The 21024-nt window shown below is 72.9% G+C and carries 12 protein-coding genes; 11 read left to right on the top strand and 1 reads right to left on the bottom strand.

Annotated features, from left to right (window positions below; translation table 11 throughout):
- Nucleotides 1–8: 8 nt before the first annotated feature.
- Genes cysC through ABZ719_RS18650 form a run of 3 tightly spaced genes read left to right on the top strand, consistent with a single transcriptional unit; the run spans nucleotide 9 to nucleotide 2793 of the window.
- Nucleotides 9–569: an adenylyl-sulfate kinase gene (cysC, locus tag ABZ719_RS18660; protein ID WP_366726266.1), complete on the top strand. Its 561-nt coding sequence runs from the start codon at nucleotides 9–11 to the stop codon at nucleotides 567–569.
- On the top strand, nucleotides 566–1486 hold the full coding sequence (gene cysD / locus ABZ719_RS18655) for a sulfate adenylyltransferase subunit CysD (RefSeq protein ID WP_366726265.1): 921 nt from the start codon (nucleotides 566–568) through the stop codon (nucleotides 1484–1486). Before cysC ends, cysD begins: the two co-directional genes overlap by 4 nt.
- On the top strand, nucleotides 1486–2793 hold the full coding sequence (locus tag ABZ719_RS18650) for a GTP-binding protein (protein ID WP_366726264.1): 1308 nt from the start codon (nucleotides 1486–1488) through the stop codon (nucleotides 2791–2793). The genes cysD and ABZ719_RS18650 overlap by 1 nt, the downstream gene beginning before the upstream one ends.
- Here the strand turns inward: ABZ719_RS18650 and ABZ719_RS18645 are convergent.
- Nucleotides 2783–6184: a condensation domain-containing protein gene (locus tag ABZ719_RS18645; RefSeq protein ID WP_366726263.1), complete on the bottom strand. Its 3402-nt coding sequence runs from the start codon at nucleotides 6182–6184 to the stop codon at nucleotides 2783–2785. The genes ABZ719_RS18650 and ABZ719_RS18645 overlap by 11 nt on opposite strands.
- Nucleotides 6185–6464: 280 nt before the next feature.
- Here ABZ719_RS18645 and ABZ719_RS18640 point away from each other — a divergent pair, with 280 nt between their 5' ends.
- The 8 genes from ABZ719_RS18640 (at nucleotide 6465) to ABZ719_RS18605 (ending at nucleotide 20939) form a co-directional block, all read left to right on the top strand.
- A complete protein-coding gene (locus ABZ719_RS18640; protein ID WP_366726262.1) occupies nucleotides 6465–7868 on the top strand; it encodes an MFS transporter in 1404 nt (467 codons plus the stop codon).
- A gap of 79 nt (nucleotides 7869–7947) precedes the next feature.
- The gene (locus ABZ719_RS18635) at nucleotides 7948–9831 is read left to right on the top strand and encodes a non-ribosomal peptide synthetase (protein ID WP_366726261.1); all 1884 of its coding nucleotides are present in this window, start codon (nucleotides 7948–7950) and stop codon (nucleotides 9829–9831) included.
- Nucleotides 9832–9907: 76 nt separating this feature from the next.
- The gene (locus ABZ719_RS18630; RefSeq protein ID WP_366726260.1) at nucleotides 9908–11113 is read left to right on the top strand and encodes a cytochrome P450; all 1206 of its coding nucleotides are present in this window, start codon (nucleotides 9908–9910) and stop codon (nucleotides 11111–11113) included.
- Between the two features lies 1 nt (nucleotide 11114).
- Nucleotides 11115–12152 (top strand): methyltransferase, encoded by a 1038-nt coding sequence (locus tag ABZ719_RS18625; RefSeq protein WP_366726259.1) that lies wholly within the window; start codon nucleotides 11115–11117, stop codon nucleotides 12150–12152.
- The gene (locus tag ABZ719_RS18620) at nucleotides 12152–12904 is read left to right on the top strand and encodes a thioesterase domain-containing protein (protein WP_366726309.1); all 753 of its coding nucleotides are present in this window, start codon (nucleotides 12152–12154) and stop codon (nucleotides 12902–12904) included. The genes ABZ719_RS18625 and ABZ719_RS18620 overlap by 1 nt, the downstream gene beginning before the upstream one ends.
- 117 nt (nucleotides 12905–13021) lie before the next feature.
- Complete coding sequence (locus ABZ719_RS18615) at nucleotides 13022–16333, top strand: amino acid adenylation domain-containing protein (RefSeq protein WP_366726258.1); 3312 nt, start codon at nucleotides 13022–13024, stop codon at nucleotides 16331–16333.
- Entirely contained in the window at nucleotides 16330–17151 is an 822-nt protein-coding gene (locus tag ABZ719_RS18610; protein ID WP_366726257.1) for a thioesterase domain-containing protein, read from the top strand. Before ABZ719_RS18615 ends, ABZ719_RS18610 begins: the two co-directional genes overlap by 4 nt.
- On the top strand, nucleotides 17148–20939 hold the full coding sequence (locus tag ABZ719_RS18605; RefSeq protein WP_366726256.1) for an SDR family NAD(P)-dependent oxidoreductase: 3792 nt from the start codon (nucleotides 17148–17150) through the stop codon (nucleotides 20937–20939). Before ABZ719_RS18610 ends, ABZ719_RS18605 begins: the two co-directional genes overlap by 4 nt.
- Nucleotides 20940–21024: the final 85 nt, after the last annotated feature.

The following is a 21024-nucleotide window of genomic DNA, read 5'->3' as shown; positions in this document are numbered from 1 at the left end:
GATCGACCATGGTGATCGGGCCTGAATCATGTGACTGCGGCGTGACCGTCCTGCTGACGGGTCTGCCGAGTGCGGGCAAGACGACGGTCGCGTCCCTGCTCGCCGGGCGACTACGCGACGCGGGACACCGCGTGGAGGTCCTGGACGGTGACGTCATGCGGAAGACCCTGTCGGCAGGGCTCGGATTCGGCCGGGCGGACCGGCACGAGAATCTGCAGCGCATCGGTCTGATGGCCGAGGTCCTCGCCCGCAACGGCGTGATCGTCCTCGTGCCGGTGGTCGCGCCGTACACCGACAGCCGCGACGCCGTCCGGCAGCGGCACACCGCGAGCGGAACCGCCTTCCTCGAAGTCCATGTGGCCACGCCCGTGGAGGTCTGCGCGCAACGGGACGTCAAGGGCCTGTACGCCCGGCAGCGGGCCGGCGAACTCACCGGCCTCACCGGGGTCGACGACCCCTACCAGGCGCCCGAGAAGCCCGATCTCGTCATCCCGGCGGACCGGCAGTCGCCCGACGCGTCGGCCTCCCTGCTCATGGATCTGCTCGTGCGGAAGCGGTTCGTGGCATGACGGCGACGACACCGCTCTCGCGCCACGGGATCAGCCATCTGGACGCGCTGGAGTCCGAGGCGGTGCACATCTTCCGGGAGGTGGCGGGCGAGTTCGAGAAGCCGGTGATCCTCTTCTCCGGGGGCAAGGACTCGATCGTCATGCTGCACCTGGCGCTGAAGGCGTTCGCGCCCGCGCCCATCCCCTTCGCGCTGCTGCACGTCGACACCGGGCACAACTTCCCCGAGGTCCTCGCCTACCGCGACCGCGCGGTGGCCCGCCACGGGCTGCGGCTGCACGTCGTGTCCGTGCAGGACTACATCGACCGCGGGGTGCTCAGGGAGCGCCCGGACGGCACCCGCAACCCGCTGCAGACGCTGCCGCTCACCGAGAAGATCCAGAGCGAGCGGTTCGACGCGGTCCTCGGCGGCGGGCGCCGCGACGAGGAGAAGGCCCGCGCCAAGGAGCGGGTGTTCAGCCTCCGCGACGAGTTCTCCCAGTGGGACCCGCGCCGCCAGCGCCCGGAACTGTGGAACCTGTACAACGGCCGGCACGCGCCCGGCGAGCACGTCCGCGTCTTCCCGCTGTCCAACTGGACCGAGCTGGACGTGTGGCAGTACATCGCCCGCGAGAACATCGAACTCCCCGAGATCTACTACGCCCACGAGCGCCCGGTGTTCCACCGCAACGGCATGTGGCTGACCGCCGGCGAGTGGGGCGGCCCCAAGGACGGCGAGCGCGTCGAGACGCGGCTGATCCGCTACCGCACGGTCGGCGACATGTCCTGCACCGGCGCCGTCGACTCCGACGCGGTGACGCTGGACCAGGTGGTCGCCGAGATCGCCACGTCCCGGCTCACCGAGCGGGGCGCCACCCGGGCCGACGACCGGCTGTCCGAGGCCGCGATGGAGGACCGCAAGCGTGAGGGGTACTTCTGATGAGTGGATCCACCGGCCGGCCGGCCGGTCCGTCGGCCACCGCCCTGCTGCGTCTCGCGACGGCCGGGTCGGTCGACGACGGCAAGTCCACCCTCGTCGGCCGTCTTCTGTACGACTCGAAGTCGGTCCTCGCCGACCAGTGGGAGGCCGTCGAGCGCGCCTCCCACCGCCGCGGCCAGGACGGCCCCGACCTGGCGCTGCTCACCGACGGCCTGCGCGCCGAGCGCGAGCAGGGCATCACCATCGACGTCGCCTACCGCTACTTCGCCACCGCGCGCCGCCGGTTCATCCTGGCCGACACGCCCGGCCATGTGCAGTACACGCGGAACATGGTCACCGGCGCCTCCACCGCCGAGCTGACGGTGATCCTGGTCGACGCCCGCAACGGCGTCGTCGAGCAGACCCGCAGGCACGCCGCCATCGCCGCCCTGCTGCGCGTGCCGCACCTCGTCCTCGCCGTCAACAAGATGGACCTGGCGGGCTACGAGGCGCGGGTGTTCGCCCGGATCGCCGAGGAGTTCACCGCGTACGCGACGCGGCTGGGCGTCCCGGAGGTCACCGCGATCCCCGTCTCCGCGCTCGTCGGCGACAACGTCGTGGAGCCGTCGGCGAACATGGACTGGTACGGCGGTCCCACCGTCCTGGAGCACCTGGAGACGGTCCCGGTCAGCCACGACCTCGCCGGCTGCCACGCCCGCCTCCCCGTCCAGTACGTGATCAGGCCGCAGACCGCCGAGCACCCGGACTACCGCGGCTACGCCGGCCAGATCGCCGCGGGTTCGTTCCGCGTCGGCGAGGAGGTCACGGTCCTGCCGTCCGGCGCCACCTCGCGCATCAGCGGTATCGACGTGCTGGGCGAACCGGTCGGCGAGGCGCGGGCGCCGCAGTCGGTGACGCTCCTGCTGGAGGACGACATCGACGTCGCGCGCGGTGACCTCCTGGTGCCGTCGGGGTACGGCCCGGCCGCCCGCCGGGACGTCGAGGCGACGGTCTGCCACGTCGCGGACGCGCCGCTCGCGGTCGGGCAACGGGTGCTGCTCAAACACACCACCCGTACCGTCAGGGCCGTCGTCGCGGAGATCCCGTCCCGGCTGGTCCTGGACGGGATCACCGCGCACCCGGAGCCCGGGCGGCTGGTCGCCAACGACATCGGCCGGGTCCGGATCCGTACCGCCGAGCCGCTCGCCGTGGACGCCTACGCCGACTCGCGGCGCACCGGTTCCTTCCTGCTGATCGACCCGGCCGACGGGACCACGCTCGCCGCGGGCATGGCGGGTCCCGCGTTCGGCGCGGCCGTCACCGGCTGAGAGCCCGCGGCTCCCGCTCCGTCACGGCCAGGTCGTCGATCGGGGTCCGCGGGCCGCGCGCCGCCACGGCGAGCAGCTCCAGCACCTGGTCGATCCGCCGGTATCCGGTCGCCCGGTCCCACAGATCGGTGTTGAGCTCCACCATCGCCGACAGTCCGCAGGGGCGCAGCAGCCCGTGGAAGGCCATGTCGTAGCGGGCCGTGCCGTGGGAGACGAAGCGGTAGTCGCAGTCCAGGTCCGCCAACCGGGCGGGCATCCAGGACTCCAGCTGCAGTTCGCAGGTGACCTGGTAGACGGGGTGGGTACCGGGCTCTCGCCGGGGCTGGACCGCCTGGACGATCTCGGCGAAGGGCAGCTGCTGGTGTTCGTAGGAGCGCAGGACGGCCTCGCTCACCCGCTGGACCAGTTCGTCGAACCGGGGGTTGCCCGACAGGTCGAGCCGGACCGGGACGACGTTGAGGAAGCAGCCGATCAGCCGGTCGGCTCCTCGCTGGGTGCGGTTCGCGGTGGGGATTCCGATGACGATGTCGCTCTGGCCGCTCAGCCGTCTCAGGACGATCGCGACGGCGGCGCAGAACACGGTGAACGGGGTCGTGCGGCAGACGCCGGCCAGCTCGCGCACCGTCGTGGCCGCGTCGGCGGAGGCCGGCCGTTCGAGGAACTCGCCGCGGAAGCCGGTCCGGTCACCGCGCGGGCGGTCGGTGGGCAGGCGCAGCGGGGCCGCTCCGGTCAGCTCACGGACCCAGAACCGGCGCAGGCGTTCGCCCTCCGCGCCGGCGAGGGAGTCCCGCTCGTCCTTGGCCAGGGTGGCGAGGTCGGTCTCGTGCGGCGGCAGGACCGGAGCGCGTCCGGCGGTCCGGGCCCGGTAGGCGGTGCTCAGCTCCTGCATCAGCAGGGTCTGGGACACCTCGTCGGTGACGAGGTGGTGGAACAGGAGCTGGACCTGGCCGCGGTCCGGCCCCAGCCGGATGATCCGGGCCCGCAGCAGCGGGCCGCGGGTGAGGTCGAATCCGGTGTAGGCGATCTCCTGTTCCAGGCGCCGCAGTTCGGTTTCCCGGGCGGCGTCGTCGTGGCCGGTCAGGTCGATCACGGGGACGTCGATCGGGGTGTGGGGCCTGATCCGCTGCACCGGCAGGCCGTCGACCTCGACGAACGTGGCGCGCAGGCCCGGCTGGTGCGCGACCACGTCGTTCAGCGCCGCGGCGAACGCCTCGGGGTGCAGCGGCCCGGTCAGGTCCAGGATCAGCGGGATGGTGTGGGTGAGGGCGTCCGGGTCGGCCTGCTGGGCGAGCCACAGCTGTCGCTGGCCGGACAGCAGCGGTATGTCCACGCTCTGCGCGGTTTCTCCCGCCGTCCGCGCGGTCTCTCCCGCCGTCCGCGCGCCGGCGAGGTGGGTGTCGTGCTGCTCGGGCGCGTCGGTGCTCTTCGCCGGCGTGGTCTCCGGCAGCGCGGCGAGGAGTTCGAGCATGCCGTCCAGTTCGGGTTCGCTCTCCCGCAGGTGGGCGGTCAGCTCTGCCGGGGTCGGATTCTCGAACAGCGCGCGGACCCGTACCTTGACGCCGAGTGTCTCCTGCATATCGCTCACCAGCGCGGTGGCCAGCAGTGAGTGCCCGCCGCAGGTGAAGAAGTCGTCGTCCGGGCCGAGTCCGGGCACCTCGAGTGCCTGCGCCCAGATCTCCGTGACGAGGGCGAGGAGCCGGTCCGGGCCCGTGCCCGTTCCCGTGCCGGGACGGGCGTCCGTCTGCGGGGCGGGTGTCTCCACCACGATCTCCAGCCGGCCCCGTGGATCGCGCCGGGCCGTGAGGCCGGTGGGGACCCCGGCGAGCAGCAGGTCCGTGGGGTGGTGCACGGATCCCCCGGGCCGCAGCTCCAGGTCCTCCTCCCGGGCCCCGCGCAGCCCGGTCAGGACGGGCCGGTGCCCGGGGCCGCGTGAGCGGTCGAGCAGGAACGTGACGGATCTGCCGCCGGGCACGTCCACCCGGAGTTCCTCCGTCGGGTTCCCCTGCGCCGGCTCCTGGTCGTCGCAGGCGAGGCCGGCCGGCTCCGGTGCGCTCAGTTCCAGTTCCGGAAGGCGCAGCGCGGGCCGGGCCAGCCACTGCCGCAGCACCCCCGCGTAGTCGTCCACCAGAGCCTGTATCCCGTCCGGGGTGTAGAGGTCGCTGTCGTACTCGAGCCACAGCCGGACCTGGTCGTCGGTGACGTCGATCTCGGCGACGGTGTCGAACCGGCCGCGGTCGCGTTCGACCTCCAGGGTCCGTACCGGCTGTCCTGCCAGGCTCAGTTCGCCGACGGCGTCCACGCGCGGCATGAACATGTGCTGGATCAGCGGGGGCCGGTCGGTCGGGCGCGGGGCGGCCGCGGCCCGCACGATCCGGTTGAACGGCAGCCTGCCGTGCTCGACGGCCGCGGCCACCGCGGCCGAGCAGCGGGCCACCGTGCCGGCGAGGTCCGGTGCGCCGCCGAGGTCCAGGCGCAGCGGGACGGTGTTGGCGAACTGCCCGACCAGCGGCTCCAGCTGGGGAACGGTCCGGTTGGCCGCGAGTACGCCGAGGATCAGGTCCGTGTCCCCGGTGGAGCGGGTGATCAGGGCCGCCCAGCCCGCCAGGCACAGGGCGTAGGGCGAGGCGTGCAGGGTCCGTGCGGTGTTCCGCACGGTGGGTCCCTCGACTCCTCGCAGGACGAGGCCGACGCGCCGCCCGGTCCCTCGGCGGACACGGCGGCGCGGCCGGTCCGGTCGGACGTCCAGGGCGGTGGGCGCGTCACGCAGGTTCTCCCGCCACCACGCGGTGTCGGGTTCCTGGACGGCCGGGAGCAGCGAGGTGTGTTCCCACTGGGTGAAGTCGCCGTACTGGAGTTCGGGTTCGGGTACGGGTGAGGGCGCCCCGGCGAGGGCGGCGTCGTAGTCGGCGGCCAGCTCCGACAGCAGGAGCCGGACCGCGGTGGCGTCCGCGAAGATGTGGTGCACGGCCAGGGCCAGGGTGTCCTCGCCCGTCGGGTCGCTGTCGCGCAGCAGCAGGAACGCGATCCCGCACCCGGCGGCGGGGTCGATGCCTGTCGCGGCGAACCGGGACAGTTCCCGGTCCCGGACCTGACGGGCGTCGGTGTCCCGGTCCGGGGAGGGGAGGGTGAGGATCGTCAACGGCAGCCGCTCGGGCACGGGGAGGACCACTTGGCTCGGCTGCCCGTCGTGCAGCCGTACCGCGCTGCGCAGGATCTCGTGCCGGGACAGCAGGGCGCCGACCGCCGTGCTGAGGGCGGCCGCGTCCAGTGGGCCCCGCACCGCCAGCGCCACGCACTCGGTCAGCGGGGCCTGTTCCGCCGCCGATCCGTCCGAGGACCAGAAGTGCTCCTGGATGACCGCTAGGGGCATGTAGTCTTCGTAGTCTCTCATGGACATACGATATCGTGACGCACAGACACTTGCCCAGTGGCCCGCGCGGGGCGGAGGGTTGCCTTCAAGCCACTTCCCCATCCGATCCGGCCGGGTGATCTCCTCGTACGTGCCGACTCTGCGGAAGGACTGGATGCCCGATGCAGACTGAATGTACGGTTCAGCCTGGCCGCATGTGACGCCGTCGTCGATTGTGGTGTGCGTTGAGGGAGTTCATCTGCCAGCACCCGACCGGACACGGCGTCTCGCACCGAATTCCTGCAATGAGGAGCCACAGGGCATGACCTCGACCAACTCGTCATCCGGGACGGGGACCACTCCGGCAGCGTCAGAAAGTGCCGGGGGAGAGGTCTCGCCCACATCGCCGCCGGAACCGTCCGGCGACACGTCTCCCCCCGCGGGTGGCACGAGCACGAAGCCGCGCTCCGTCCTGTTCCGCAACCGCGACTTCGCTCTGGTCTGGGGCGGTGAGTCGATCAGCCTGCTCGGCAGCGAGATCAGCGTGGTCGCGCTGCCGCTGCTCGCCGTCATCACCTTCGGCGAGGGCGCGTTCGGGGTCGGCATGCTGATCGCCGCGCAATGGGTCCCGTTCGTCGTACTCGCCCCGCTGATGGGGGTGTTCACCGACCGCCTGAACCGGCGGATGCTGATGCAGCTGTCCAACGCGGTCCGCTTCGTCGTCCTCGGTTCACTGCCGCTGGCCTGGGCGCTGGGCCACCTGACACTGGCCCACCTGTACGTGGCCGCGCTCGTCAAGGGCGTCTTCGACGTCGTCTTCCAACTCGCCTACCAGGCCTACCTTCCGCAACTCCTGGCGCGCGAGGACCTGGTGGACGGCAACGCCAAGACGCAGCTGAGCCGTTCGGTCGCCCTGATCTTCGGACGCAGCGGTGGCGGCGCGCTGGTCAGCGCACTCGGCGCCGCGCGGGCGATCACCGTCGACGCCGTCTCCTACCTGCTGGCGGCCGTCGCGCTGGGCTTCGTACGGTTCCGTGAGCCCGAGAAGCAGCAGACCGCCGCGCGCGGTCTGAGCGCCACGCTGGCCGACCTGCGGGGTGGAATCACCATGACCTTCGGCAACAGACTGCTGCGGTATCTGACGCTGATGGCCACCTTCGGCAACACCGCCGTCTCCATGGTCCTCGCCATGATCATCGTGTTCGGGTACGACGACCTGGGACTGAGTGCCGCGCAGGTCGGGCTGACCCTCGGTGTCGGTGGCGCCCCGGTCGTGGTCGGCGCGATCCTGTCCCGTCGGATCAACGAACGGCTGGGCATCGGCCGCACCCTGCTGATGACCCACTCGATGCTGGTGGTGGCGTTCGCGCTGCTGCCCGTGTCCCAGGCCGGCGGGACCGGCTTCGCGGTGGCCGTGCTGATCGTCTCCCAGGGCATCTCGTCGTTCACCACACCCGTGGGGAACGTCGGGGTCATGACCCTCATCCAGAAGGCCACGCCGCCGCAGGCGATGGGCCGGGTCGGCGGCGTCTCCCTGCCGCTCGTCTGGGGCGCCAACGCCGTCGGCCCGCTGCTGGGCAGTGCCGTCGCCGTGACGGCCGGCAACAGCGCGGCCTTCTACCTGGCCTCCGCGCTCGCACTGTGTGCCGTGCTCTGGATCCTGGCCGGTTCGGTGACCCGGCTGACCGACGACGTACCGGAGGACATGCGACTGGTCGTCGGCTGACCGACGGTCCGGCGACCGGACGACCGCCCCGTACGGCCGGACCGCCCTGCACGGCTCATCCCCCTTCGGAGAGGACCCCATGATCAGCCAGCAGGACGCTCCGGCCGTACCCGGGACCGGGCCGGCCACCACCGTGGTCTCCCGTATCGAGCGGTTCGCCCGCGACACCCCCGACGCCCCCGCGGTCCGGCACGGCGAACGAGAACTGACCTACCGGGACCTGAACCGGCGTGCCGACCGACTGGCCTTCGAGCTGGCCGGGCTGGGAGTCGGACACGGCGACATGGTCGCCATGTACCTGGGCCGCTCCGTCGAGTGGGTGGTCGGGATGCTCGGCTGTCTGAAGACGGGCGGTGTGTGCATGCCGCTGGACCCGGCCGTACCCGCCGAACGGTTCGACCGGGCGGTCGCCGCCGCGCGCCCCGCGGCCGTCGTGACCGCGGTTCCCGGCCGTGGTACGGGCAACCCCCTGCCCCCGCTTCCCGCCGGGCTTCCCGTGGTCACCCTCGACGCGAGCGCTCCGCTCCCCGAGGAGCCACCCGCCGGCGGGCTCCCCCCACGTGCACAACCGCGGCGCGAGGACCTCGCGTACGCGATGTTCACCTCCGGTTCCTCCGGTGAGGCCAAGATCGTGCTGGCCCAGCACTCCTGGCTGGCGCTCAGCGCCGCCCGCAGCGCCGCGGTGAACGCCACCACCGCCGCCGACCGGGGTTCCTGGCTCGGCGCGGCCGGCGCCGGGATCGCGCTGCACGAGGTCGGCGGTCTGCTCTGGCAGGGTGCCCAGCTCGTGATCGGCGACCACGAGGTGATCGCGTCGCCGCCCGCCCTGCGGGACTGGCTGCTCGCCGAGCGGATCACCCAGAGTTTCGTGATCACCCCGGTCGGCGAGGTCCTGCAGAATCTGCCCTGGCCGCGCGAGTGCGCGCTGCGGCTGCTCACCCTGGGCGGTGACCGGCTGAACCGGTGGGGGCCCGCGGACCTGCCGTTCGAGGTCGCCGTCTCCTACGGCAGCCTGGAAGCCTTCCAGATAGCCAACTCGTGCCATCCCTGGTCCCACAGGTGCACTCCCGCCACGGCCACCGACGCCGACCGCGCCAGTGCCCCGCCCGTCGGCCGGCCGATCGCCGGGGTCACCGTCCACCTGCTGGAGGACGACGGTCTGACCCCGGTCGCCGACGGGATCGGTGAGGTGTGGATCGACTCGGACTGCCTCAGCCTCGGGTACCTGGGCGATCCCGCACAGACCGCGGACCGGTTCCGGCCCAACCCGTTCGGCGCCGCGGGCAGCCGCATCTACCGCTCGGGCGACGCGGGCAGGTTCCGGCCCGACGGGATCCTGGAGCACCACGGCCGGATCGACAACATCGTGAAGATACGCGGCCACCGGGTGGAGCTCGGGGATGTCGAGTGGGCGCTGGGACAGCACCCGGACGTCGACCAGGTCGCCGTGGTGGCGACCTGGGACGGCGACCAGCGCCGCCTCGTCGCCTGCTTCGTCGCGGCCCGTGAGATCGCGCCGCTGGAGCTGCGCGACCACGCGGTGGAACGGCTGCCGGACTGGATGGTCCCGGTGGCGTACGTGCAACTGGACGAGTTCCCGCTGAACACGTCCCACAAGATCGACCGCCGCAGGCTGCCCCCGGCCGACTGGTCCCGGGGACGTCCGTCGCGCGCCTGGCGGGCACCCGCGCCCGGAGCGCAGACCGAGATGGCCCGCCTGTTCGCGGAGCTGCTGCAGGTGGACCGGGTCGGAGCCGACGACCACTTCATGGAACTCGGCGGCGACTCCCTGCTGCTGGCCCGGTTGCAGAGCCGGATCGAGCAGCGCTTCGGCGTCCGGATCGAACTGCCGGACCTGATGGCCGACCCGACCGTCGTCGAACTGGCCGGGCGCGTCCCGGGGGCCGCCGCCGGACGCACCGGCACGACCGCGCTGCCGCCCATCGTGCCCCGGCGCCGCTGAGCACCGTCCGTCGGCGGCGCCCGGCACTTTGCACGACACACCTCGTCCGACCGACGACATCGGCAGGGAGGCCTGTATGACCACCGAAGCCGCGGACGCCACCGACCGGCTGGTGACCGCTTTCGACCACCACGACCCCGGATACACCCCGCAGACCGCTGAGCGGATCAACAGTGAGATCCGTGAGCGGGGGGTGACGTGGTCACCGGCGTACGGCGGGATCTGGATCCTGTCCCGGTACGCGGACGTGCGCGCCGCCCTGACGGACTGGCGCACCTACAGCTCGGCCCGCGGCGTGCACTTCCCGCGCGCCGAGGGGATGCCGATGTTCTCACCGATCGACTACGACCCCCCGGTGCAGCGCGCGATACGTGAGCGGATGGCCGCTCCGGTGACGGGCGACGCCGTCTGCGCGATGGTGCCGGAGCTGCGCCGCATGGTCGCGCGGCTGCTCGCCACGCCGGCCGCGCGCGGACACGGGGATCTGATGGCCGAGTTCGCGGAGCCGTTCGCCATCGAGGTGCTCGGAGTGGCCTTCGGGCTCTCCGAGAGCTGCCGCGCCCGGATCCGCGAGGCGACGCGGACGATGTGGACCTACATCTCGGCCGACCGGGACGCCAGCAAGTTCTGGCCCGCCTTCCACGCCCTGCTGGCCGAGGAGGTCGACCGGGTGCGCGACGAGCCGGACGGCAGCTATCTCGCCCGGCTCGCGGCCATGCGGCGGGGCGGTGCGCCGTTGCCGGACGAGGAGCTGTACTCGATCATCGTCAGCTTCTGCGTCGCCGGGCACGACAACACGATGAACTCGATCACCCGCCTGGTGCACACGCTGGCCCAGGATCCCGCGCTGCAGCTGCGGCTGCGCCGCGAGCCGGGGCTGCGCCCGGCCGTCGCGGAGGAAGCCCTGCGCCGCTGGTGTCCCACCGACCGGTTCACGCGGGTCACCACCCGTGAGGTCACCGTCGCGGGCACCGTCATTCCGGCGGGTGCCCGGGTGGTGCTCCTGTTCGACGCGGCCAACCGGGACCCGGAGAAGTTCCCGGATCCCGACACCTTCGATCCCGACCGCGGCAACTCCCATCAGCACCTCGGCTTCGGGCACGGCATCCATCACTGCATGGGGGTGCACCTGGCCCGTGCCGAGTTCGCCGCCGTGCTCGACGAGCTGGCCCGGCTGCCGCTGTTCGATCTGGCGGAGCCGAGCGAGCTGCATTTCGAGAACGGCCGGCACATCATGTTCGACCGGGTGTCGGTGCGGTTCCGCACCGGAGAGGAGCACTGACATGGCCACCCCTTCCGGCTCCGGGACAGGTCCCGGCACCCCGCCCCCGACCCTGCTGACCGACCTGGCGACGGGGCTGTGGAAGACCCAGACCCTGACCGCGGCGATCGAGACGGGCGTCTTCGAGGCCCTGGCCGCCGGCGAAGCCGACGCTCCCGAGACGGCCCGCCGGCTCGGCATCGGCAAGCGGCCGGCCGAGATCCTGCTGACCGCGTGCACCGCGCTCGGGCTGCTGGAACAGCGGGACGGGCGCTACCGGAACACCGCCGTCGCGGCGCACTACCTGGTGCCCGGTCTGCCCGACTACTTCGGCGGTTACGTGCAGATGGTGGCCCGCTACACCGCGCCGGGGTGGCTTCGCGCGACCGAGGCGGTACGCACCGACGCCCCCACCAAGCCGGTGCCCGACCCGGACCGGAACATGTTCGAGGAGGGCAACCGGCCGGAGTCCTTCTGGGAGGGGCTCTTCACCTTCTCCACCCTGACCGCCCGTCAGCTGGCGGGGGCGGTCGACCTCTCCGGTGTCCGCCGGATCATGGACGTGGGCGGCGGCGCGGGCGCCACCCTGATCGAACTGTGCCGGCAGCACCCGCACCTGAGCGGCACCGTCGTCGACCTGCCGCACGTGTGCGCACTCGCCGGCGAACGCATCGCCGCGGCCGGCATGACCGGACGCATCGGCACGGCCGCGGCCGACTTCTTCGCCGATCCGCTGCCCTCCGGGCACGACGCCGTCCTGCTGTCGATGATCCTGCACGACTGGGACGAGAGCCAGAACCGGAAGATCCTCGCCTCCTGCCTGGACGCGCTGCCCTCCGGCGGCACCGTCCTGATCAGTGAACTGCTGGTGGACGACGACAAATCCGGTCCGGTGGACGCGGCGCTGATGAGCATGAACATGCTGGTGGGCACCTGGGGACGGAACTACACCGGTGCCGAGTACACCGACTGGCTGCGTGACGCGGGCTGCTGCGAGGTGCGCACGGTCCGGTTCGCCTCACCGGGGGCGAACGGTGTGGTGGCGGGGGTGAAGGCGTGATGGAGCCCCGTCAGCGGCGCTGGTTCCTGCGCGAGCCGTCGCCGGACGCCCGGATGCTGCTGCTGTGCATGCCGTACTCCGGGTGCGGCGCCTCCATGTACCGGGCCTGGCCCGCCACCATCGGTGCGGCGGAGGTGGTCCCGCTGCAACTGCCGTGGCGGGAGAACCGGATGCGCGAGCCGCACTTCGGCACCTACGAGGAGCTGGCCGCCGCGCTGCTGGACGATGTCGGGGAGCTGCTGACCTCCCGTCCCTACGCGCTGTTCGGGCACTGCGGGGGCGCCCTGCCGGCGTTCGAGACGGTGATCGCGATCGCGGAGCGTGGGCTGCCCGCGCCGGTGCGGTATTTCGCGTCGAGTCAGGTGGCTCCGCAGGACGGTCCCTGGGGGCGTTTCCTCGCGTTGGACGACCAGGGGCTGCGGGACGAGATCGCCGGGCTGCTGACCGCGATGGGCGCCGCGGCCTCCGCCGGCGAACTCGTCGACCTGTTCATCGACGTGATGCACGCCGATCTGGAGGCCAACCGGAAGTACTTCCGGCCGGCCGGTACGGTGCCCTGCCCCATCACCGCGCTGGGCTGGGACGACGATGTCGAGGTGCCGCACCGTCTGATGGGCGGCTGGCAGGCCTGGGCGCCCACGGACAAGGTGGTCCTGCCGGGGACCCACTACACCTTCCTGGACGCGCCGTCCGCGCTGGTCCGGGTACTGGCGGACCGCCTCACCCCCGGCTCCGGTCCCCTCGCGTCGTGACCCGCCGCCGGGACCAGCACATGGCATTTGAAGTATTGCGTTGACTCCGATGTTGCCTGTTGGATGAGTCTTTGAAGTGTGTGTCGTGGTGTACATGCCGACTTGGAGGACAGTGGCATGAGTCAACAGAGCGAGCTGCTTCGCCGACTGCGCCGGCTCCCGGGGGAGCGCCGGGACGCGCTGCTGGCTCAGCTGGACGATGTGTCCGCCGGAGCCCGGTCCGCCCCCCTGTCCTACCGGCAGGAACAGCTGTGGCTGTTCGACCGGTTCGCCCCCAGCAGCCTGGCCTACGGGCTCGGCTTCGCCCTCCCGATCGAGGGCCGGCTCGACGCGGAGGCGCTGGGCGCGGCGCTGGCCGATCTGCTGCAGCGCCACACCGTGCTGCGCTCGACGTTCTCCGACGAGGACACCCGGGGCACCCAGCGGCTGAAGCCGGTGCCCCGTATCCGTCTGGAGACCGAGGACGTTCCCGCGGAGCGGCTGCGCCCGCGCGCCGAGGAGGTGGTGCAGGGCGAGCTGCGCCGGGGATTCGACCTCAACTCCGGTCCGATGGTCCGCTTCCGGCTGCTGCGGTCCGCCCCCGACCTCCACCTGCTGGTACTGACCAGCCACTCCATCGTCCTCGACCCGCGCTCCGCACGGGTGCTCCAGGGCGATCTGGCGCACGCCTACCGCGCCCGGGCGGCGGGCGCGGCGCCCGCGTGGGCGCAGGACCCGGTGGACTTCGGTACCTACGCGGCCTGGCAGCGGGCCTGGTGCGAGCAGGACGCCGCCCGCGAGGCGGCCGCGTTCTGGCGCGACGCCCTCGCGGGCTGGGAGAGCACCGAGCTGCCCACCGACCACCCCCGTCCGCGGCTGATCGACCTCAGCAGCGACGTGGTCCGGCTGCCGCTGCCGGCCGGACTGGCGGCCGCCGCCGACGACTTGGCGAGCGGGGGCGGCGCCGAACGGCGGGACGTCCTGCTGGCCGCCTTCCTGGTCGTGATCGCCCGCCACACCTCCCGGGGCGACCTCACCGTCGGGCTTCCCCAGGACATCGCGGGCCCGTACGACGAGAGCCGGCTCGTCGGCGACATCGGCAACCTGCTGCCGCTGCGGGTCGAACTGGACGAGGCGGACAGCTTCGCCGCCGTGGTGGCCCGGGTGCGCGACGCCCGGCGGGACGGGCTGCGCCACGCGAGTCTGCCGTTCAAGCTGATCCTGGACGCGCTCGGGGTGGAGCCCGACGCCGGCCGGCTGCCCCTGGTGCAGATCGGCTTCACGACCCCGGCCGCCCGCAGCGGGCCGGCCGAGGCCGACGGGGTGCGCTTCGGCTGCGAGCAGATCGACGCCGGGGCCGGCGCGTTCGAACTCGCGCTGGAGGTCACGGACGGGGAACAGCCCACCGTGGCGGTGCGGTTCGCCACCTCTCTGTACCGGCGGGCCACGGCCACCCGCGTCCTGGACCGTTTCCTGCAGACCCTGGAGGCGCTCTGCCGACAGCCGCAGCGCCCCCTGGGGGACGCCCCGCTGGGCACGCCGCAGGAGCACGCGGACGTACGGGAGCGCTGGAACGAGCCGATCGGCGCGCCTCTCGACACCCCGCTGCACGAACTGTTCGCCGAGGTCGTCGCGGCGGCTCCGGACAACACCGCGCTGCTGTGGCAGGGCGGCTCCCTGACCTACGGCGAACTGGACGCCTGGTCCCGGCGGATCGCGCGGCGGCTGACGGCCGCCGGGGTGGGGCTCGGCGACCTCGTGCCGGTGGTGATGCAGCGGGGCCCGGCCCTGCTCGCCGCCGTCCTCGGTGTCCTGCGGGCCGGGGGCGCCTACGTACCGGTGGACGCCGGCCAGCCCGACGAGCGGCTGGCGATGATCCTGGAGGACACCGGGGCGAGGACCGTGGTGGTCTCCCCCGGCACGGCGGACCGGGTCCCCGGTCCGCTGCGGCTGGTCGTCGGTCCCGATCCGCTGGACGGACCGCGGGCGGGTGAGGAGCCGCTCCCGGTCGTCGTGCCGGCGGCCTCCGCGGCGTACGTCATCTACACCTCGGGGTCCACCGGCCGTCCCAAGGGGGTGGTGGTCGAGCACCGCAACGCGGCCAACTTCACCCGCACCGTGCGGGAGATGTTCGACCTCACGCCCGAGGACCGGGTCCTGCATTTCGCCTCCCCCGGCTTCGACGTCTCGGTGTTCGAGATCTTCGGAACCCTGCTCAGCGGCGCCGTCCTCTACGTACTGGACGAGGACCAGCGACGCTCCGTGGACGCCCTGGACGCGGTCCTGCAGAAGCAGCGGATCACCGTCATCGACCTGCCCCCGGCGATCATGGACCTGCTCTCTCCCGAGAACTATCCCGACCTGCGGGTGGCGTTCGTCGGGGGTGAGGCGTTCACCGGCGAGCTGACCACCCGGTGGGCCCGTGGCCGGAGCTTCTGGAACGGGTACGGCCCGACGGAGACCACGGTGACCGTGGTGGCCAAGCGGTGCGAGGGCGAGTGGACGGCCTCACCGCCGATCGGCCGGGCGATGGCCAACCACCGTGCCTACGTGGTGGACGGCGCCGGAGCGTCGTTGCTGCCGGCCGGCGCGGTCGGTGAACTCGCCATTGCCGGGCTGGGCGTGGCGCGCGGCTACCTGGGCCAGCCCGCCCTCACCGCCGACCGGTTCCGGCCCGACCCCGACGGGCCTCCCGGTTCCCGCCGCTACCTCACCGGTGACCTGGCCGTCTGGGACGAGGCGGGGGACCTGTGCTTCGTCGGCAGGGCCGACCGGCAGGTGAAGGTCCGCGGCGTGCGGATCGAGCTGGGCGAGGTGGAGGCCGCGCTGCAGGCCGTGGACGGGGTCGCCCAGGCGGTGGCGGAGGTGGCGGCCGACCCGCGCACCGGCGCGCTGCTGGTGGCGTACGTGGTGCCGGAGCGTCCCGGCGAGCTGCAGCTGGACACGATCCGCTCCGCGGTGGCGCGCCGGCTGCCGGCCGCGATGGTCCCCTCCGTTCTGGTGCCGCTCGACGCGGTCCCGCTGACCCCGAGCGGCAAGATCGACCGACGGCGGCTGCCCGCCGTGGAGTTCGCCGTGGTGGACGAACTCTCCGAGGCCGACGAGGAGAACAGCACGCCCACCGAGCGCACGATGCGCAAGGAGGTGTTCACCCCGCTGCTGGGCGCCCGGATCGGCAATCACGTGAACTTCTTCGCGGCGGGCGGCACCAGTCTGCAGGCGATCCAGCTGTCCTCCCGGGTGAACGCCGTGTTCGGGGTGGCGCTGCCGATCGCGGACTTCTTCGCCACCCCCACCGTGGCCGGTCTGGCGGGACTCGTCGACGCCGCCCGTTCGGGCCAGGAGGCGCAGCGGGACGCGCTGGCGGAGGCCCTGGACCTGGTGGAGGGCAGCAGCGACGACGAGCTCGCCGAGCTGGCCGCCTCGCTGGACGGGGAGGGGACGCGTTGAGCACGGACACTCACGCCGAGGTGCCCCCGCGCAGCGCACCGGTGAGCTTCACCATGGACTCCCCTTGGGTGCGCCGCGTCCCGCGCGCACAGGCCCGGGTACGGCTGATCTGCCTGCCGTTCGCCGGTGGCGGCGCGTCCGTGTACCAGCGGACGGCGGCACTCATGCCCTCCTGGGTGGAGACGTTGACGGTGCAGCTGCCCGGCCGCGAGGACCGCTCCCGGGAGGTGCCGCCGGCCCGGATCGACGCGCTGGTCACCGCCTGCTCGATCGCCCTGCGTCCGTACACCACCATGCCGTACGTGCTGTACGGGCACTGTGCGGGCGGGTTGCTGGCGTACGAGATCGCGCACGAGATGGGCCGCCGGTTCGGCACCTGGCCGCGGCGGCTGATCGTCGGCGAGCAGCCCGCTCCGCAGGCGCCGCCGCCCGCGGAGCCGTTGCACCTGCTCCCGGACGAGGAGCTGCTGGCGACGGTGCGCGAGCGCGGCGGGCTGCCCGACGCGGTGGCGCGCAACGCGCCGTTGCTGGAGATGCTCCTCCCGCTGCTGCGCAGTGACTTCGCGCTCTGGGAGAACTACCGGTACCGGCCTCGTCCCCCGCTGCCGGTTCCGATCACCACGGTCCGGGGGCTGAGCGGCTCGGTGGACGAGTCGGACCTGGCCGGCTGGGCTGCGCAGACGGCCGTGGGCCGGACCGGTCTGAGCGTGGAGGGCGGGCACTACTTCGTCGTCGGACTGAGCCCCGAGGCAGCCCGAGAGATCGGTGGACAGCTGTCCGTCGAACCGCCCGCTCCGGCCGGAAGGACCTCTTCGTGAACACCGTCACCAGCGCCGCGGCCCCACAGCTCTCCCTGGAGACCGTCGCCGAGATCGCGGCCGCCACCGCGGGGGTCCGTGACGCCGCCGCCGTCCGCGACCGCCGGCTGCGCGTCACCGCCACGCGCCGCGCGGCATCCGGTCCCGCGTCCGGCGAAGGCGGAACGGGGCGCGGCACCGCCGTCCCCGCCGACCGTCCGGCCCTGGTGCGCGGCCCCGAGCCGGTGCTGCCGCCGGACGCCGTACCGACGCTGCCGCAAGCGCTGGCCCGGGCGGCGCGGGTGGCTCCGGACCGCGGCACCACCTACCTGCTGCCGGACGGCAGCACCGACCGGCAGACGTACGCCGAGCTGTACGAGGACGCCCGCCGCATGCTGGGCGGACTGCGCCGCCACGGTCTGGCTCCGGGCGACCCCGTGCTGCTGCAGTGCGCCGACAGCCGTACGTTCGTCACCGCCTGGTGGGCCTGTGTGCTGGGCGGCTTCCTGCCCACTCCGCTGGCTCCGGCGCCGGAGTACGCCACGGACAACGCCGCGGTACGCAAACTCGCCGCCGCCTGGGAACTGCTCGGCCGGCCCGCGGTGATCGCCGATCCCGGACTGTGCGAAGGGGTGCGTTCGCTGGCCGGCCGGCTGCCGGGCGGTGAGGCGCTGCGGGTACTGGCGGCCGACGCCCTGCCCGATCCGCAGCCGGCCGACTGGACCGTACCGGATCCGGACGCGCTGATCGTCAACCTGCTCACCTCCGGCAGCACCGGCACGCCCAAGTGCGTGCAGCACCGCCATCGCACGATCGTCGCCAGGAGCTACGCGGCGATCGCCGCGAACGGCTTCACGGAGCACGACGTCTCGCTCAACTGGATGCCGCTGGACCACGTGGGCGGCATGATCATGTACAACCTCCGGGACGTCTTCCTGACGTGTGAGCACGTCAACGTACGCACGGAATCGGTGATCCGCAGGCCCTTGCTGTGGCTGGACTGTCTGGACCGGTTCGGTGCCACCAACACCTGGGCGCCCAACTTCGCGTTCTCGCTCGTGTGCCGGCACGCGGAGGAGATCGCCGCCGGTTCCTGGGACCTCAGCCGCCTGACCAACATCTGCAACGCCGGTGAGGCCGTCGTCGCCCGTACCGCGCTCCGCTTCGTGGAACTGCTCGCCCCGCACGCGCTGCCCGCCGACGCCATGGTGCCCTGCTGGGGGATGTCGGAGACCTCCTCGGGGGTCACGTACACCCGCATGCACCGTGACGACGCGGCGGTCGGCACCGTCTCCCTGGTGCCCGCCTCACTGGACGGCGAACTGCGCGAGCTGCCGGCGGGCACTCCCGGCGCGGTCGTGGTGACGGAGGTCGGTGCCCCGGTGCCCGGCGTCGCACTGCGCATCGTGGACCAGGAAGGAGAGGTGCTGCCGGAGGGCCGGGTCGGGCGGCTGCACGTGTCCGGCGACACAGTCCTGAACGGGTACGCGCACAACGAGCGGGCCAACCGGGAGAGCTTCACCGCGGACGGCTGGTTCGACACGGGTGACCTCGGGTTCCTGCGTGACGGCCGGCTCTTCCTCACCGGCCGCCGGAAGAACATGGTGATCGTCAACGGGGCGAACTTCCCCGCGCACGAGATCGAGGCGGTGGTGGAGCAGGTACCCGGGGTCGTGCCCGCCTGCTCCGCGGTGGCCGGGGTGCCCGACGAGGAAACCGGAACCGACGCTCTGGTGGTCTTCTTCGTGCCCGGCACCGACGACGTGCCCGCCCTGGTGGACGCCATCCGCTCGGCTCTCGCCCGCGACCTGGCCCTGCGTCCGACCTACGTGGTGCCGGTGACGTCCCGGGAGTTCCCGCGGCACAACGGCGGGAAGGTGCAGCGCGAGCGGCTGCTCGAAGGCTGGCGCGAAGGCCGGTTCGACGACCGCTGTTACGGCGGTGAGGCGGACGGCGGCGCACCGGACGAGGCGCCGGACCCGGAGACCGGCGTCCCCGCGCTGGCGGTCGTGTGGGAACCGGCCGACGCACGGCTGAGCCAGCGGCCGGACGGTCCGCTCGTGGCCTGTGTCAGCGGTGTCGTCCCCGACTGGCTGCCCCCGCTGACCACGGCGCAGATCGTGGTCGGCTCGGATGCCGTGGAGCTGGCCTCGGCCCTGGAGCGAGCCTTCGCGACGGCCGGCGAGGGGTCCGCGGACGACGGGGCCGTACCGCAGGTGCTGTTCGTCGCCGCCTCGGACCCCGCGACGGCACCGGCCGACGGCGACGCCGGGGTGCTGTCGGAGTTCCTCGCCGTGGCGTCGGCCGTGTCGCGGATCCGGCCCGATGCCGAGCTCACCGTGCTGACCCGGGGTGCCGTACCGGCCGCCCCGGGCGATCCGGTGGTTCCGGGCCGCACCGGGCTGACCGCGCTGGTGCGTACCGCGCGCTCGGAACGGCTTCTCGCCCGCACCGCGCTCATCGACGCCCCGGCGGACGCCGACGCGACCGGACTCGCGGCCCTGGCCACCGTGCGGCACAGCGGCGACGTGATCGCCGTGCGTGACGGCAGGCCGCTGCAACAGCGGCTGCGCACCGTGCCGTTGCCGGAGGTCTTCGACATACCCGCCGATGTGCTGCCCCGGGGCGGGACCTGCCTGATCACCGGTGGTCTCGGCGGCCTGGGACGCGCCGTGGCGGAGCATCTGGTGGTCACGCACGGGGCACGGCTGCTGATCGTCGGACGGACCCCGCAGGCGCGCCTGGACACCGGGGCCCGGGAGGCGCTGGAGGTCCTGCACGCCATGGGCGAGGTCCGCTACCGCGCGGTCGATGCCGCGGACCCGGACGCCCTGGCCGGGGCGGTGGCTGAGGCGGAGGCGTCCTGGGGGTGCGGTCTCGACCTGGTTCTGCATCTCGCCGGTGCCGCGGTCGCCCCGCAGTGGGAGTCCCTGACCGACCACGAACTGCGGGCCGAGTCCGCGCAGTGGCTGGCGAGGATGCTGCGCCCGAAGGCCGGTGGGTGTGAGGCCCTCGACGGGCTGCTGGCCACCCGGCCGGACACGGCCGTGGTGCTGTACTCGTCCGTGAACGGTCTGTTCGGCGGGACCGGTTTCGGTGCGTACGCGGCGGCCAACGCGGTACTGGACGGCTGGGCCCAGCGCTGGGCCGCGGCGGGGCGACGGGCCCAGAGCCTGGCCTGGAGCATGTGGGACGGCCCGGGGATGAACCAGGGCAGTCCGCTGGTCGCGGCGGGCAGGCACCGGGGGCTGACCCTGATCGACCCGACCCGGGGCACGCTGGCCCTGCTGGGAGCACTGCACGCCGGGCCGGTACACCTGCTCATCGGCGCGGACCCGGCGAACGAGCAGATCAAGCCGCTCCTGGCGGCGGACCAACTGGGCGGCGGCACCGTCGCCGTGGCGGTCGTCCCCGCGTCGGACACGGACCCTCAGCAGGTGCGGGCCGCGGTGTCGGCCCGACTGGCCGACCGGGGGGTCTTCGCCCGGGTGGTGGTGACCTCACGGATCGAGCGGGACCGCAGTGGCACCCCCGACCCGGCCGCTGTACTCGCGGCCGTCGGCGCGGGCGGCGCCTCCTATCTGCCCCCCGACGGACAGCTCGAAGCACTGTTGGCCGAGGCCGCGGCCGAGGTGCTCGGGGTCGGACGAGTGGGCAGGGACGACTCGTTCTTCAGCCTGGGGTGCGATTCGATCAGGGCCGTGCAGCTCGCGGAGGCACTGAGCGGGCAGTTGGACAGTCCGGTCTCCGTGGGCTCGCTCTACGAGTCCCCGACGGTCCGCTCCCTGGCGGCCAGGATCGCCGGCTGAGAGAACGGCGTGCCTTCCGGGCCGTGGCACGGCCCGGAAGGCACGTTCAGCGCACACGTCCGGGCGACGTCCCGCGCACCGATGA

It is taken from the genome of Streptomyces sp. NPDC006743 (assembly GCF_040703815.1).
Classification (GTDB): domain Bacteria; phylum Actinomycetota; class Actinomycetes; order Streptomycetales; family Streptomycetaceae; genus Streptomyces.
Note: the sequence above shows the minus strand (reverse complement) of the source record. Positions and strands in the feature narration are given on the sequence as shown.

Coding starts and splice junctions, on each gene's coding strand:
- cysC (WP_366726266.1), top strand. CDS start 9: ATGGTGATCGGGCCTGAATCATGTGACTGCGGCGTGACCGTCCTGCTG.
- cysD (WP_366726265.1), top strand. CDS start 566: ATGACGGCGACGACACCGCTCTCGCGCCACGGGATCAGCCATCTGGAC.
- ABZ719_RS18650 (WP_366726264.1), top strand. CDS start 1,486: ATGAGTGGATCCACCGGCCGGCCGGCCGGTCCGTCGGCCACCGCCCTG.
- ABZ719_RS18645 (WP_366726263.1), bottom strand. CDS start 6,184: ATGAGAGACTACGAAGACTACATGCCCCTAGCGGTCATCCAGGAGCAC.
- ABZ719_RS18640 (WP_366726262.1), top strand. CDS start 6,465: ATGACCTCGACCAACTCGTCATCCGGGACGGGGACCACTCCGGCAGCG.
- ABZ719_RS18635 (WP_366726261.1), top strand. CDS start 7,948: ATGATCAGCCAGCAGGACGCTCCGGCCGTACCCGGGACCGGGCCGGCC.
- ABZ719_RS18630 (WP_366726260.1), top strand. CDS start 9,908: ATGACCACCGAAGCCGCGGACGCCACCGACCGGCTGGTGACCGCTTTC.
- ABZ719_RS18625 (WP_366726259.1), top strand. CDS start 11,115: ATGGCCACCCCTTCCGGCTCCGGGACAGGTCCCGGCACCCCGCCCCCG.
- ABZ719_RS18620 (WP_366726309.1), top strand. CDS start 12,152: ATGGAGCCCCGTCAGCGGCGCTGGTTCCTGCGCGAGCCGTCGCCGGAC.
- ABZ719_RS18615 (WP_366726258.1), top strand. CDS start 13,022: ATGAGTCAACAGAGCGAGCTGCTTCGCCGACTGCGCCGGCTCCCGGGG.